Source organism: Janibacter sp. GS2, from assembly GCF_051200835.1.
GTDB lineage: Bacteria > Actinomycetota > Actinomycetes > Actinomycetales > Dermatophilaceae > Janibacter.
In genome coordinates this window covers 2,590,288-2,604,157 of sequence record NZ_CP195161.1, presented here as the reverse complement: position 1 = coordinate 2,604,157, position 13,870 = coordinate 2,590,288, and the positions used below count along the sequence as shown (strand labels likewise).

The window sequence follows — 13,870 nt, the reverse complement described above, 5'->3', positions numbered from 1 at the left end:
CAGCACTGGATCAACCGGTACCGATGAGGCTATCGCCCTCACAGGGGGATGTTGCCGTGGTCCCCTCGACGAGCCGGGGCCTCGGCCAGGGCCTGCGCGAGCGCGGAGCGGGTCCTCGCCGGCTCGACGATCTCGTCGACCACGCCGATGTCGACCGCCCGCTGCAGGCCGCCGGAGAGCCGGTCGTGCTCGTCGGCGAGCTGCTGCTCCACCTCGGCCCGCTCGCTCTCGTCGACCTCGGCCAGGCGCCGCCGGTGCAGGATGCGGATGGCCGCGACGGAGCCCATGACCGCCACGTGAGCGTCCGGCCAGGCGAAGACCTTCGTCGCCCCGAGCGAACGGGAGTTCATCGCGATGTACGCGCCCCCGTACGTCTTGCGCGTCACGACGGTCACCCGCGGCACGACGGCCTCGGCGAAGGCGTGGAGCAACTTGGCGCCGCGACGCACCACGCCATCCCACTCCTGGCCGACACCGGGCAGGTAGCCCGGGACGTCGACGAGGACGACGAGCGGCACGCCGAAGGCATCACACATCCGCACGAAGCGGGCGGCCTTCTCCGCGGAGGAGGAGTCGAGGCATCCGCCCAGGCGCATCGGGTTGTTCGCGATGACGCCGACCGTGCGGCCGCCGAGACTGCCGAGCGTGGTGACGATGTTCGGCGCCCACCGGGCGTGCAGCTCCTGCGAGGGACCGTCGTCGAGCAGCTCCTCGACGAGCGGGTGGACGTCGTAGGCGCGCTTGGTCGACTCCGGCAGGGCCTGCGCGAGGTCGGTGTCGGTCATGCCGGAGACGTCGAAGTCCCCCTGGTCGGACAGCAGTCGGCACAGGGTCCCGGCACGAGCGAAGGCATCATCGATCGACTCGGCGAGCACGTGGACGACACCGGAGCGCCGACCGTGCGGCTCGGGTCCTCCGAGGCGGAGGGCGTCGACGTCCTCACCGGTGACCGAGCGGACGACGTCCGGGCCGGTGACGAAGATCCGTCCCTCCGGCGCGAGGATGACGATGTCGGTCAGCGCGGGACCGTACGCCGCACCACCGGCGGCGGCACCGATGACGACGGAGATCTGCGGCACCTTGCCCGAGGCCCGCGTCATGATGGCGAAGACCTCGCCGACGGCGTGGAGCGAGACGACGCCCTCGGGCAGCCGGGCGCCACCGGAGTGCCACAGCCCGACGACCGGGATCTCGTCGGCCAGCGCGCGCTCGTAGGCGGCGACGACGACCTTGCAGCCGGCGACGCCCATCGCGCCACCCATGACCGTCGCGTCCGAGGCGAAGGCGGCGACGGGCTGGCCGCCGACCGTGCCGGTCGCGGCGAGCATGCCGGAGTCGTCGTCAGCAGTGAGCAGCTCGAGGGAGCCCTCGTCGAAGAAGGCTGCCAGGCGGTGGTTGGGGTTGCGCGGGTCCTCTTCGCGAGGGACCTTCGTCCGCGAACCCACCGCGGCCGATGCGGCGTTCGGCTGGCGGGTCATCAGTAGCTCCCGAAGGCGAGGGCGACGTTGTGCCCGCCGAAGCCGAAGGAGTTGTCGAGCACGAGCAGGTCGCCCTCGCCGAGCGGACGCGGGGTGTCCCGCACGATGTCGAGGTCGACGTCCGGGTCGAGGTTCTCGATGTTGATCGTCGGCGGTGCGAGGCGGTCGCGGATCGCCAGCGCGGAGAAGATCGCCTCCAGGGCGCCGGCGGCCCCGAGGAGGTGACCGGTCATCGACTTCGTCCCGCTGATCGCCATGTGGTCGGCGGCGGAGCCGAAGGCGCGCCGGACGGCGGCGACCTCCGCGATGTCACCGACCGGGGTCGAGGTGGCGTGCGCGTTGATGTGGCACAGGTCCGTGGGGTCGGCGTCGGCATCGCGGACGGCGTCGGCCATCGCGCGGGAGGCGCCGGCGCCCTCCGGCTCGGGAGCGGCGATGTGGTAGGAGTCGGCGCTGACGCCGACACCGGAGAGGGTGCAGATGATGTTCGCCCCGCGGGCTTTGGCGTGCTCCTCGGACTCGAGGATGAGGATCGCGCCACCCTCGCCGAGGAGGAACCCGTCGCGCCCGGTGTCGTAGGGGCGGGACGCCGTCTCCGGGGAGTCGTTGCGCGTCGAGAGGGCCTGCATCGCGGCGAAGCCGGCGATGGGCAGCGGGTGGATCGAGGCCTCGGAGCCACCGGCGATGACGACGTCGGCCAGGCCTTCGCGGATGAGGTGCGCGCCGTAGCCGATCGACTCGGCACCGGACGAGCACGCGGAGACGAGCGTGTGGGCGCCGGCGCGGGCGCCGAACTCGAGCGAGACGGTCCCGGCGGCGCTGTTGGGCATGAGCATGGGGATCGACAGGGGGTAGACCCGTCGCGGTCCCTTGGTGCGCAGGGTCTCCCACGCGGTGAGGAGGGTCTGCACGCCCCCGATACCGGTCCCGACCGCGCTGGCGAGACGCTCCGGGTCGACCTCGGGCGCTCCGGCGTTCTCCCACGCCTCGCGGGCGGCGACGAGAGCGTACTGGGCGAAGGGGTCGAGGCGCTTGGTCTCGACCTTCTTCAGCACCTCGGAGACAGGGGTGGTCAGGTGCGCGGCGAAGGTCACCGGGAGCTCGAACTCCTCGACCCAGCCGGCATCGAGAGCCGAGACGCCGGAGCGACCGGCGAGGGCTGCCTGCCAGGTCTCCTCGGCGGTGCCGCCGAGCGGGGTCGTGGCGCCGAGACCGGTGACGACGACGGTGGGCCGGGGGGAGGTCATGGAAGCTCCTGTCGGTGCGGGGGTTGGCGGGAGTGGTGGCTCCCCCCTTCGTCAGGCGAAGGGGGGAGCGTCACCGGACTCAGGCGGCCTGGTTGGCCTGGATGTAGTTCACGGCGTCGCCGACGGTCTTGAGGTTCTTGACCTCCTCGTCGGGGATCTTGGCCCCGAACTTCTCCTCGGCGGTGACGGCGATCGTCATCATCGACAGCGAGTCGACGTCGAGGTCGTCGGTGAAGGTCTTGTCGGCGGTCACCTCGGCGGCGTCGATACCCGTCTCCTCCGAGACGATCTCGGCGAGTCCGGCGAGGATGTCCTGGTCACTGTGGGCCATGTCGGTTCTCCTTGTGTCGGGTGTTGCGTGGTTCGGGTGGGTGGTCCGAGAGCCCGTCGGACCGACGGGTGAACTCAGGGGAGGGTCACGACCTGCGCGGCCCAGACGAGGCCGGCGCCGAAGCCGATCTGCAGTGCGAGACCGCCGGGGGCCACCTCGCCCTCGCGCAGCATCCGCTCCATCGCGAGCGGGACCGAGGCGGCAGAGGTGTTGGCGGTCGTGACGATGTCGCGGGCCACCGGCAGGTCCTTGGGCAGGCCGAGCGCCTTGACCATCTGGTCGATGATCCGCACGTTGGCCTGGTGGGGGATGAAGGCGGCGAGCTCGTCGGGTCGCACCCCGGCGGCGTCGAGCGCGCGCTGGGCCTCGGTGGCCATCGACCAGACGGCCCACCGGAAGACGCTCGGGCCCTCCATGATGATCGCCGGCCAGGCCAGGTCCCGGTTCGCGGCGAGCTCCATCCACGAGCTGCGTGAGGTGATGAGCGACTTCTTCTCGCCGTCGCTGCCCCACACCGTCGGGCCGATACCGGGGACCTCGCTGCGGGAGACGATGACGGCGCCCGCGCCGTCACCGAAGATGAAGGCCGACCCGCGGTCCTCGGGATCGGTGAAGTCGAGCATCTTCTCGACGCCGACGACGAGCACGTGCTCGGCGGTACCGACCCGGACCATGTCGTTCGCGACGGAGATCGCGTGGCAGTAGCCGGCGCACGCCGCCGAGATGTCGAAGGCCGCTGCGCGGGAACCGAGCCGGGCAGCGAGCTCCGGCGCGGCGGCAGGCGTCTGGTAGGGGTGGGTCACCGTGGCGACGAGGACGGCGTCGAGCTGGGACGCGTCGATACCGGCGTACTCCACGGCACCCCGGGAGGCGTGCTCGGCCATGGCGACGACGGTCTCGTCGTCGGACGCGCGGTGCCGGGAGGCGATGCCGGAGCGCTCCTGGATCCACTCGTCGGAGGAGTCGATCGCCGCGACGATCTCGCTGTTGGGGACCACGCGCCGTGGACGGTAGGCCCCCACGCCGGTGATCCTGGCGTGGTGGAGGACGTCGGGCACGCCGAGCGCGCTCATGCGAGCGACCCCTGCGGGTGCAGGCGCAGCAGCGGCTGGCCGGGGGAGACCGGGTCGCCGTCCTCGACGAGCCACTCGACGACGGTGCCGGCGTGGTCCGCACGGACCTCGCGGGTGTCGCGAAGGGAGGAGATGCGCGCCACGACGTGCCCGGCGGCCACCTCGGTGCCGGGCTCGCTCGAGGTGATCTCGACCATGCCCTTGACCGGGGCCGTGACGAGGCGCCACGTGGGCTGCGACGCATCACGGGCCGAGCCGTGCTCGCGCACCATCTGTTGGGCCTTCTCGAGGTCGTCGGGGCTCTTGAGGGCGAGCACCTCGACACCCTTGAGGCTGCGTTTGGCGAGCCCGGTGAGGGTCCCGGCCGGCGGGATCTCGATGATGCCGGTGACGCCGAGGTCCCCCAGCGTCTCCATGCACAGGTCCCAGCGCACGGGGTTGCTCACCTGGGTGACGATGCGGCGCAGCACCTCCTGACCGGAGTGGATGACCTCACCGTCGACGTTGGAGATCAGGGGGACGCGGGCGTCGTGGGTGGACACGGCGCGGGAGAGGTGCGCGAGCTCCTTGGCCGCGGGTGCCATGTGCTCGGTGTGGAAGGCCCCGGCGACCTTGAGCGGCATGACGCGCGCCTTGGCCGGGGGTGCCTCGGCCAGGGCCGCGAGCTGCTCCAGGGTGCCGGCAGCGACGATCTGACCCGCGCTGTTGACATTGGCCGGGGTCAGCCCGTGCGACTCGATCGCCGCGAGGACCTCCCCTTCGTCACCACCGATGACGGCGCTCATGCCGGTGGGGGTGACCTCGGCGGCTGCGGCCATCGATCGGCCGCGCTCACGCACGAGGACCATCGCCTGCTCGGCGCTGATCACGCCGGCCGCTGCGGCCGCGGTGATCTCACCGACGCTGTGCCCGGCACCGGCGCCGACGACACGAAAGCCGTCCGCCGGGTGGTCGAAGAGGGCCAGCAGGGACAGCAGACCGGAGGCGACGATGAGCGGCTGCGCGACCGCGGTGTCCTTGATCGTCTCCTCGTCGGAGGTCGTGCCGTGGGTGGCCAGGTCGATGCCGGCGACGGTCGAGAGCCAGTGGAGGCGGTCGGAGACTCCGGGCAGTTCGAGCCACGGGGCGAGGAAGCCGGGCGTCTGTGAGCCCTGGCCGGGACAGGTAATGGCGAGCACCTGTCCAGACTCACGTGCGAAGGGGGTCTCCTGCGCGGTCGACCCCGCCAGAGATTCACCCAAGGATCTTGGAGGAATCCTCCATCATCGATCCGAGGGCCAGTGCGATACGCACCGTGAAGGCCTCGTGGGGGTCGGTGAGGTCGTAGCCGATGACCTCACTGATCCGCCCGAGCCGGTAGCGCACGGTGTTCACGTGGACGATGAGCGCCCGGGAGGTCGCCTCGAGACCGGGGGAGTCGAGGTGGGTGCGTGCGGTCTCGAGGAGGCTCGGGTGCTCCTCCAGCACCGCGGCGACCTGGTCGACGAGTGCCGCACGAGCGAGGGGGTCGCCCGCGACCGCGCGCTCGGCGAGCAGGTCGTCGGCTCCCACCGGGCGTGGGCGGCCCGGCCACCCCGGTGCCGCGACGTGGCCGGCGACCGCGGCATGCGCGGAGACCGCTCCCTCCGACAGGTCCTCGACGAGGGGGCCGTGGACGAGGTCGCCGTCGGCGAAGCACCCGGCGAGGGTCTGCGCACGCTCGCGAGGGTCGACGACGTCACCGACGATCGCGACGAGTCGCGTGCCCTGGACGCCGGCGAGGACGGGGAACCCGAGTCGCTGCGCCGTGCGGTGGACCGTCCCGACCGCGCCGGCAGGGTCCTCCCCCTCCGGGAAGTGCGGTGAGTTCCCCACGAGGACGACGATGTTGCTGACCCCGTCCCACCCCAGGGCGGCGGCGCGGGTGCGGATGGACTCGTCGACCTCGCCGCGCATGACGGCGTCGATGACGAGCGACTCCAGGCGGGCGTCCCAGGCGCCGCGTTGCTCGGCCGTCTGGGCGTAGACGAGTGCCGCGCCGAAGGCGATCTCCCGGGAGTAGCGCAGGACGGCCATGCGCAGGTCGGTGACGTCACCGGGATGAGCCAGGTCCTCGACCCTCGACTCCACGACCTCGACCACCGTCCGGGCGAGCTCGAGGGTCTGGGCGAGACTGATCGTGCTCGTGAGCTCCCGGGGAGCGGCCCCGAAGATCGTGCTGGTGTCGGCCGGCTCGATGCCGTTGAGCCAGTCGATGAAGTTCGCGATGCCGGCCTGCGCGACGAGAGCGACCCACGACCGCTCTCGTGCTCCGAGGGTGGCGTACCAGCCGTGCTCGTCCTCGAGGCGCCGCGTCGCGGCCGTCGCCAGCTCGCCACCCTTGCGACGAACCGTGCGACGGGTGGTGAGGGAGACGAGGCCACGACGCGACACCCCCGCAGTCTATGTGCGAAGAGCACAAGTCTGCGGGGGTGTCGGCGACGTGACGGGAGATCAGTCGGTGCCGAACTCCATCGCCGCGCGATCGAGTGCGTCGTCCTCGTCGTCGACCGACGAGGCAGCGGGGTTCGCGGCGATCTGGTCGCCGCCGCCGGCCTCGAGCTCGCCCATGATCTCCAGGTAGCCACCGCTCAGCTGGTCCTGGGCGGCGTAGACCTCGAGCTTGCTGCGGCTGTCGGCGATGTCGAGGTTGCGCATGGTCAGCTGTCCGATCCGGTCGACCGGGCCGAAGGCGGCGTTCTCGGTGCGCTCCATCGAGAGCTTGTCGGGGTGGTAGCTGAAGTGCTCACCCACCGTGTCGACGATGGTCCAGTCCTCGCCGCGGCGCAGCCGGACCGTCACCTCGCCCGTGACGACGGACGCGACCCAGCGCTGCAGCGACTCGCGCATCATCAGCGCCTGCGGGTCGAACCAGCGACCTTCGTAGAGGAGGCGACCGAGCCGGCGCCCCTCCGCGTGGTAGTTGGCGACCGTGTCCTCGTTGTGGATCGCATTGATCAGGCGCTCGTAGGTGAGGTGCAGCAGGGCCATGGCCGGGCCCTCGTAGATGCCGCGCGACTTCGCCTCGATGATCCGGTTCTCGATCTGGTCGGACATGCCCAGGCCGTGCCGACCGCCGATGTCGTTGGCCGCCCGCACGAGCGCGACCGCGTCCCCACCGAAGTCCTCGCCGTTGATGGCCACCGGTCGGCCGCGCTCGAAGCGGACGGTCACGTCCTCGGGCTCGATGGCGACGCTCTGGTCCCAGAAGGGCACGCCCATGATCGGCTGGACGATCTCCAGCGACTGGTCGAGGTGCTCGAGGGTCTTGGCCTCATGGGTGGCGCCCCAGATGTTGGCATCGGTGGAGTAGGCCTTCTCAGCGCTGTCCCGGTACGGCAGGCCGCGCTCGGTGAGCCACTCGGACATCTCCTGGCGCCCGCCGAGCTCGGTGACGAAGTCGGCGTCGAGCCACGGCTTGTAGATGCGCAGGCTGGGATTGGCCATGAGGCCGTACCGGTAGAAGCGCTCGATGTCGTTGCCCTTGAAGGTGGACCCGTCACCCCAGATGGAGACGCCGTCCTCCTTCATGGCCCGCACGAGAAGCGTTCCGGTCACGGCACGCCCGAGCGGGGTGGTGTTGAAGTAGGTGCGTCCTCCGCTGCGGATGTGGAAGGCGCCGCAGGCGATGGCCGCGAGGCCCTCCTCGACCAGCGGACCCTTGCAGTCCACGAGGCGGGAGAGCTCAGCGCCGTACTGGCCGGCGCGCCCGGGGATCGACTCGATGTCGTCCTCGTCGTACTGGCCGAGGTCAGCGGTGTACGTACACGGCACCGCTCCCTTCTCGCGCATCCACGCGACGGCCACCGACGTGTCGAGGCCGCCGGAGAAGGCGATGCCGACACGTTCACCAACAGGAAGGGAAGTCAGAACCTTGGACACATCGGCCAGCCTAGTTCGTCCGCACCACCCCCTCCGCACCGGGAGGGCGGCGACGCCCGGCTCGCCCTGACCGGTGCTTGACCCGGCCGACGCGACCGCGTCACGATGGATCCGACGTGCCATCCCTATCGTCCCGTCCGCCGGCAGCACCGCGGCGACCGAGAGCACCAGGAGCACCGTGAGCGCCAGCGTCGCCGACCGCTTGGACACCGCCTCCCGTCATGACCGCCCCCGCACCGTCGAGCCGCTCGTCGTGGCCCACCGCGGCGCCTCCGGCTACCGCCCCGAGCACACCCTTGCCGCCTATGAGCTCGGTGTCGGGCAGGGGGCCGACTACATCGAGCCGGACCTCGTCATGACCGGGGACGGCGTGCTCGTGGATCGGCACGAGCCCGAGATCGGCGAGACCACCGATGTCGCCGAGCGCCCGGAGTTCGCCGACCGCAGGACGACGAAGCACCTCGACGGCAGGGCCGTCACCGGGTGGTTCGTCGAGGACTTCACGCTCGCCGAGCTGAAGACCCTGCGGGCGAAGGAGCGACTCCCGCAGCTGCGCCGGGAGTCGAGCACCTACGACGGTCGATTCGAGGTGCCGACCTTCGAGGAGGTGCTCGAGCAGCGTGAGGCGCTCTCGCGCTCGACCGGTCGCACCATCGGGGTCATCCCGGAGATCAAGCACTCGACCTATCTGCACGAGGCGGGCCTCGACCCGGAGGCCGAGGTCGCGCGCCTGGTGACGAAGTACCACCTCAACCACCGCACGGCACCCCTGTGGATCCAGTCCTTCGAGCTGACGACGCTGAAGGATCTGCGCGCCGTGCACCGGCTCGCGGCGCGCACGACCTTCCTCACCTCGGACACCGGCGGTCCCTACGACCTCCACGCGGAGGGCACGACCTACGCCGAGCTGACCACCCGTGAGTCGATGCGCACTCTCTCGCGGTGGATCGACGGCTTCGGCCCGACGAAGGAGCAGATCATCCCGCGGAACGCGGACGGATCGCTGGGTGAGCCGACGTCCTTCGTCGACGACGCCCACGACGCCGGCCTGACGGTCATGCCCTACACCTTCCGCGCGGAGAACGAGTTCCTGCCGACCGACTACCGCAACGGCAGTGACCCCGCCGACTTCGGGCGGGCCGTCGACGAGGCGCTGACCTTCCTGCGGACCGGCATCGACGGCGTCTTCTGCGACCAGCCGGACGTGTGCCTCGAGGCCCGCCAGGACTTCCTCGCCGACTGACCTCTTTTCGCCGGCAACAGGCGTTGCCACCCGGCCCCACGATGATTAGGTTAGCCTTACCTGAACTCATCGCCGAGGAGGCTGCTGTGAAGAACTGGGCAGGACTGGCCAAGACGGTCGTGGCAACCGCCAGCACGCTCGAGGTGGGGGTCGTCGGCTGTCGTACCCCCGTGGCCCGGCATGCCGTCACCCAGACCGGGAGCCTGCTCTTCTCGCTGGCCGAGGCGGCACCGGAGTGCGCCCACCTCGTCGTCCCCGGCTCCCAGGGCCCGGCCCTCCAGGCCATCGCCTCCGACGTCTCGAGCGTCCCGCACCCGGACCGGGTGCGGGGAGTGGTCCACCTGACCGGTCACGCCGAGGTGATGGCCGAGCCCGTCCACGACGACCTGCTCGGGCACCTGGGGCTGACGGAGGGGGAACTCGTGGCACGGCTGGTCCCGGACACCATCACGATCACCTGGGATGTCGAACGGGGCCGATCCGCCTCATCGCCGGTCGAGGTCGACCCCGCGGACTATGCCGTGGCCGAGGTCGACGCCCTCGGTGGGTGGCAGGACGGCTGGCTCGCGCACCTCGACGCCCACCACCGCGACGACCTCCGGGACCTCGTGGCCCCGGAGGTCCAGCCCGTCGCCGTGGTCCGACCGGTCCACGCCGACGAGTCGGGCATCGTCCTGCGGGAGCACGTCGGCACCTACCGTCAGGACCACCGGGTCGACTTTCCACGCCGGGTCCGGTGCGGTTGCCAGGCGGTCGAGGCGCTCAAACGCCTGGTTGCGGTGCGCACCGGAGGCTGAGTGCACGCGCTGGGCGTCGTCCTCGTCAGGGTCAGGCGTCGCCCCCCGCATTGCCGGACGTCCCGGCGGTGACGTCGAGCAGGCGGTACTTCTCGGCGGCCCGGGTGGGCACGTCCTCGGCGACCCAGCCGCGGTCCGCGAGCATCTGCAGGGCGCGCACGGCCATCGACGGACCGTCGACGTGGAAGTACCGGCGAGCCGCGGCGCGGGTGTCGGAGAAGCCGAAGCCGTCCGTGCCGAGCGCGGAGAACTCCTCCGGCACCCACGCACGGATCTGGTCCTGGACCTGCTTCATGTAGTCCGAGACCGCGACGATCGGGCCGACCGCGCCCTCGAGCGCACGGGTGATGTACGGCGTGGGACGCTCGGCCTCCGGGTGGAGGAAGCGCTGCTCGTCGCAGGACATCGCCTCACGCCGCAGCTGCGTCCAGCTCGTCACGGACCACACGTCGGCGACCACGCCCCAGTCGTCGCGCAGGAGCTGTTGGGCCTCCAGCGCCCACGGCATCCCGACTCCGCTCGCGAGCAGCTGGCAGCGCGGCGGGGTGTCACCGAGGCCCGACGCGTCGCCGGCGGCGTAGCGGTACATGCCCTTGAGCAGACCGTCGACGTCCAGGCCCTCCGGCTCGGGCGGGTGGATGATCGGCTCGTTGTACAACGTGAGGTAGTAGATGACGTTGCGGCCGGGGTCCCCCTGGGGGGCGTCGCCCCCGTACATCGTCTCCAGGCCCTGACGCATGATGTGCGCGATCTCGAAGCCATAGGCCGGGTCCCAGGAGACGACGGCGGGGTTCGTCGCCGCGAGGAGCGGTGAGTGCCCGTCCGCGTGCTGGAGGCCCTCGCCGGTCAGGGTCGTGCGGCCCGCTGTCGCCCCGAGCATGAAGCCGCGCGACATCTGGTCCGAGGCCGCCCAGATGAAGTCCCCGGTGCGCTGGAAGCCGAACATCGAGTAGAAGATGTAGACCGGGATCATCGGCACCCCGTGCGTGGCATAGCTCGTCGCCGCCGCGGTGAAGGCCGCGACCGAGCCGGCCTCGTTGATCCCGGTGTGCTGCAGCTGCCCCTGCTCGGACTCGCTGTAGGTGAGCATGAGGTCGGCGTCGACCGACGTGTAGTTCTGGCCGTGCGGGTTGTAGATCTTCTTCGTGGGGAAGAAGGAGTCCATCCCGAAGGTGCGCGCCTCGTCCGGGATGATCGGCACGATGTGCTCGCCGAAGTCCTTCTCCCGCATGAGGTCCTTCAGCAGCCGCACCCAGGCCATCGTCGTGGCGATCTCCTGCTTGCCCGAGCCCTTGGCGGGCTGGCGGTACTTGTCCGCCGAGGGCAGCGTGAGTGGCGTGTACTCGACCCGCCGCTCCGGCAGCCCGCCGCCGAGCTTGTCCCGGCGCTCGCGCAGGTACTGGATCGCCTCGTCGTCCTCGCCCGGGTGGTAGTAGGGCGGCAGGTACGGGTCCTTCTCGAGGGTCTCGTCGTCGATCGGGATCTGCAGCCCGTCACGCAGGCCCTTGAGGTCCTCGATGGTCAGCTTCTTCATCTGGTGGGTCGCGTTGCGCCCGGCGAAGCTCGAGCCCAGGCCATAGCCCTTGATCGTCTTCGCGAGGATCACCGTCGGCTGACCGGCGTGCTCCATGGCCGCGCGGTAGGCGGCGTAGACCTTGTTGTAGTCGTGGCCGCCGCGCTTGAGCTTCCACCACACGTCCGCGTCGGACCAGTCCTCGACGAGCTTGCGGGTGCGCGGGTCGCGGTTGAAGAAGTTCTCCCGGACGTAGGCACCGTCATTCGCGCGGAAGGTCTGGTAGTCACCGTCCGGTGTCTGGTTCATGAGGTTGACCAACGCGCCGTTGTGGTCGGCGGCGAGCAGCGGGTCCCAGCCCCGGCCCCAGACGACCTTGATGACGTTCCAGCCCGCTCCACGGAAGAAGGCCTCGAGCTCCTGGACGATCTTGCCGTTGCCGCGCACCGGGCCGTCGAGACGCTGCAGGTTGCAGTTGACGACGAAGGTGAGGTTGTCCAGCTCCTCGTTGGCCGCGGTCTGCAGCAGGCCACGACTCTCCGGCTCGTCCATCTCGCCATCACCGAGGAAGGCCCACACGTGCTGCTCGGAGGTGTCCTTGATGCCACGGTTGTGCAAGTACTTGTTGAACTGCGCCTGGTAGATGGCGTTCATCGGACCGATGCCCATCGAGACCGTCGGGAACTCCCAGAACTGGGGCATCAGTCGCGGGTGCGGGTAGGAGGGCATCCCGATGTCGGAGTCGCCCGCGAGGTGGGCGGCCTCCTGGCGGAAGCCGTCCATCTCCTCCTCGCTCAGCCGGCCCTCGAGGTAGGCGCGCGCGTACATGCCGGGGGAGGCGTGCCCCTGGAAGAAGACCTGGTCACCGCCGCCGGGGTGGTCCTTGCCGCGCCAGAAGTGGTTGAAGCCCACCTCGTACATCGTCGCCGCGGAGGCATAGGAGGAGATGTGGCCGCCGACGCCGACACCGGGCCGCTGGGCCCGGTGGACCTGGATCGCGGCATTCCACCGGATCCACGCGCGGTACTGGCGCTCGACCTTCTCGTCCCCGGGGTACCACGGCTCGTTGATGGGGGTGATCGTGTTGACGTAGTCGGTCGTCGTCAGCGACGGCACCCCGACGCTCTTCATCCGTGCACGCTCGAGCAGCCGCAGCATCACGTAGCGGGCCCGTTCACGCCCGGACTCGTCGATGAGCGCGTCGATGGACTCGAGCCACTCGGCCGTCTCCTCGGAGTTGATGTCCGGCAGGTGGGTGGGGATGCCGTTGAGGATGGGGCCATCGCTGAGGTGATCTGGCGATCCGGGCACGTCGTCGTCCTTTCCAAGACAATCCTCCGTGGGGTGTCGGAGGACACCGGACCATTCTCCCCCGCCCGTGTCGCGCGTCACAAACCGGGGTCAGGGGGCGGGACGCGCCGGGGGTGCGTGTAGGCGGTCGCCCTCGGCTCACGGACGAAGCCGAGCAGCGTCACCCCCGAGCGCTCGGCCACCTCGACCGCCAGCGTCGTCGCGGCCGAGACACAGGCCAGGACGGGGACGCCGGCGACGGCCGCCTTCTGCGCGATCTCGAAGCCGGCCCGCGAGGAGACGAGTAGGGCGTGGCCGCGCAGGGGCAGGCTCCCTTCACGTGCCGCCCACCCGATGATCTTGTCCACCGCGTTGTGCCGACCGATGTCCTCGCGGACGGCGAGGAGCCTGCCCTGCGGGTCGAGGAGCGCAGCGGCATGGACCCCACCGGTGGCCTCGAAGACCTTCTGCCGCTCGCGCATCGCCGTCATGCCCGCGTGGATCGCGGTGAGCGAGACGCTCGCGTCGTCCGTCGAGGGGGAGTGCGGCAGGGCCGCGAGCAGGTCGTCGACGGAGGTGGACCCGCACACCCCGCAGGCGCTCGTGGCGACCTCGGTCCGCTCGGTGATCGGTCGTCGGAGGGAGACCCCCGCGGCCAACGTCACCTCGACGACGTTGAAGGTCGGCGAGCCGTCGGGTCCCGTGTCGGTGCAGTGCATCATCGTCGCGACGTCCTCGCCGCTGCCGATGAGACCCTCCGCCACGAGGTGGCCCAGGGTGAGGTCGAAGTCGTCGCCGGGCAGGCGCATCGTCGTGGTCACCGTCGTCGACGGCGGCCGAAGGGGGTTGCCCCCGGCCGGGATGCCCTGGTCCGGAAGAGCGGCCACCCGGATCTCCAGCGGCTCCTCGACCGCCACGGACTCGATCCGATCGATCGAGGCCTCGCCCATCCGGTGCACCCGGAGGCGCTGCGTCATGCGTCCCATCGAACCGCCCGT

At 70.7% G+C, this 13,870-nt stretch carries 11 protein-coding genes; 2 read left to right on the top strand and 9 right to left on the bottom strand.

Translation table 11 applies throughout. The features are described from left to right. Positions 1–38: 38 nt before the first annotated feature. The 7 genes from ACR9E9_RS12490 to argG all read right to left on the bottom strand — a co-directional run bounded on the left by ACR9E9_RS12490 (position 39) and on the right by argG (position 8,029). Positions 39–1,478: a carboxyl transferase domain-containing protein gene (locus tag ACR9E9_RS12490; RefSeq protein WP_435198908.1), complete on the bottom strand. Its 1,440-nt coding sequence runs from the start codon at positions 1,476–1,478 to the stop codon at positions 39–41. Next, complete coding sequence (gene fabF, locus ACR9E9_RS12485) at positions 1,478–2,725, bottom strand: beta-ketoacyl-ACP synthase II (protein ID WP_435198906.1); 1,248 nt, start codon at positions 2,723–2,725, stop codon at positions 1,478–1,480. The genes ACR9E9_RS12490 and fabF overlap by 1 nt, the downstream gene beginning before the upstream one ends. Positions 2,726–2,804: 79 nt before the next feature. After that, the gene (locus ACR9E9_RS12480) at positions 2,805–3,056 is read right to left on the bottom strand and encodes an acyl carrier protein (RefSeq protein ID WP_435198904.1); all 252 of its coding nucleotides are present in this window, start codon (positions 3,054–3,056) and stop codon (positions 2,805–2,807) included. Positions 3,057–3,130: 74 nt separating this feature from the next. Then, positions 3,131–4,129: a beta-ketoacyl-ACP synthase III gene (locus ACR9E9_RS12475; RefSeq protein ID WP_435198902.1), complete on the bottom strand. Its 999-nt coding sequence runs from the start codon at positions 4,127–4,129 to the stop codon at positions 3,131–3,133. Next, positions 4,126–5,307 (bottom strand): acyltransferase domain-containing protein, encoded by a 1,182-nt coding sequence (locus ACR9E9_RS12470; RefSeq protein WP_435198900.1) that lies wholly within the window; start codon positions 5,305–5,307, stop codon positions 4,126–4,128. The genes ACR9E9_RS12475 and ACR9E9_RS12470 overlap by 4 nt, the downstream gene beginning before the upstream one ends. A gap of 55 nt (positions 5,308–5,362) precedes the next feature. Then, positions 5,363–6,541 carry a PucR family transcriptional regulator gene (locus tag ACR9E9_RS12465; RefSeq protein ID WP_435198898.1) on the bottom strand — a complete coding sequence of 393 codons (1,179 nt, stop codon included), beginning with the start codon at positions 6,539–6,541 and terminating at the stop codon, positions 5,363–5,365. A gap of 60 nt (positions 6,542–6,601) precedes the next feature. Beyond that, positions 6,602–8,029, bottom strand: a complete 1,428-nt coding sequence (gene argG / locus ACR9E9_RS12460) for an argininosuccinate synthase (RefSeq protein WP_435198896.1) — start codon at positions 8,027–8,029, stop codon at positions 6,602–6,604. A gap of 178 nt (positions 8,030–8,207) precedes the next feature. Between argG and ACR9E9_RS12455 the strand changes: the two genes are divergently transcribed. Beyond that, entirely contained in the window at positions 8,208–9,272 is a 1,065-nt protein-coding gene (locus ACR9E9_RS12455; protein WP_435198894.1) for a glycerophosphodiester phosphodiesterase family protein, read from the top strand. A gap of 86 nt (positions 9,273–9,358) precedes the next feature. Further along, positions 9,359–10,069 carry a DUF2470 domain-containing protein gene (locus tag ACR9E9_RS12450; protein WP_435198892.1) on the top strand — a complete coding sequence of 237 codons (711 nt, stop codon included), beginning with the start codon at positions 9,359–9,361 and terminating at the stop codon, positions 10,067–10,069. 31 nt (positions 10,070–10,100) lie between these two features. Here the strand turns inward: ACR9E9_RS12450 and aceE are convergent, their stop codons facing one another. Both aceE and fdhD read right to left on the bottom strand, forming a co-directional pair. Continuing rightward, complete coding sequence (gene aceE / locus ACR9E9_RS12445; RefSeq protein WP_435198890.1) at positions 10,101–12,893, bottom strand: pyruvate dehydrogenase (acetyl-transferring), homodimeric type; 2,793 nt, start codon at positions 12,891–12,893, stop codon at positions 10,101–10,103. 77 nt (positions 12,894–12,970) lie between these two features. Continuing rightward, complete coding sequence (gene fdhD / locus ACR9E9_RS12440) at positions 12,971–13,849, bottom strand: formate dehydrogenase accessory sulfurtransferase FdhD (RefSeq protein WP_435198888.1); 879 nt, start codon at positions 13,847–13,849, stop codon at positions 12,971–12,973. Positions 13,850–13,870 lie beyond the last annotated feature (21 nt).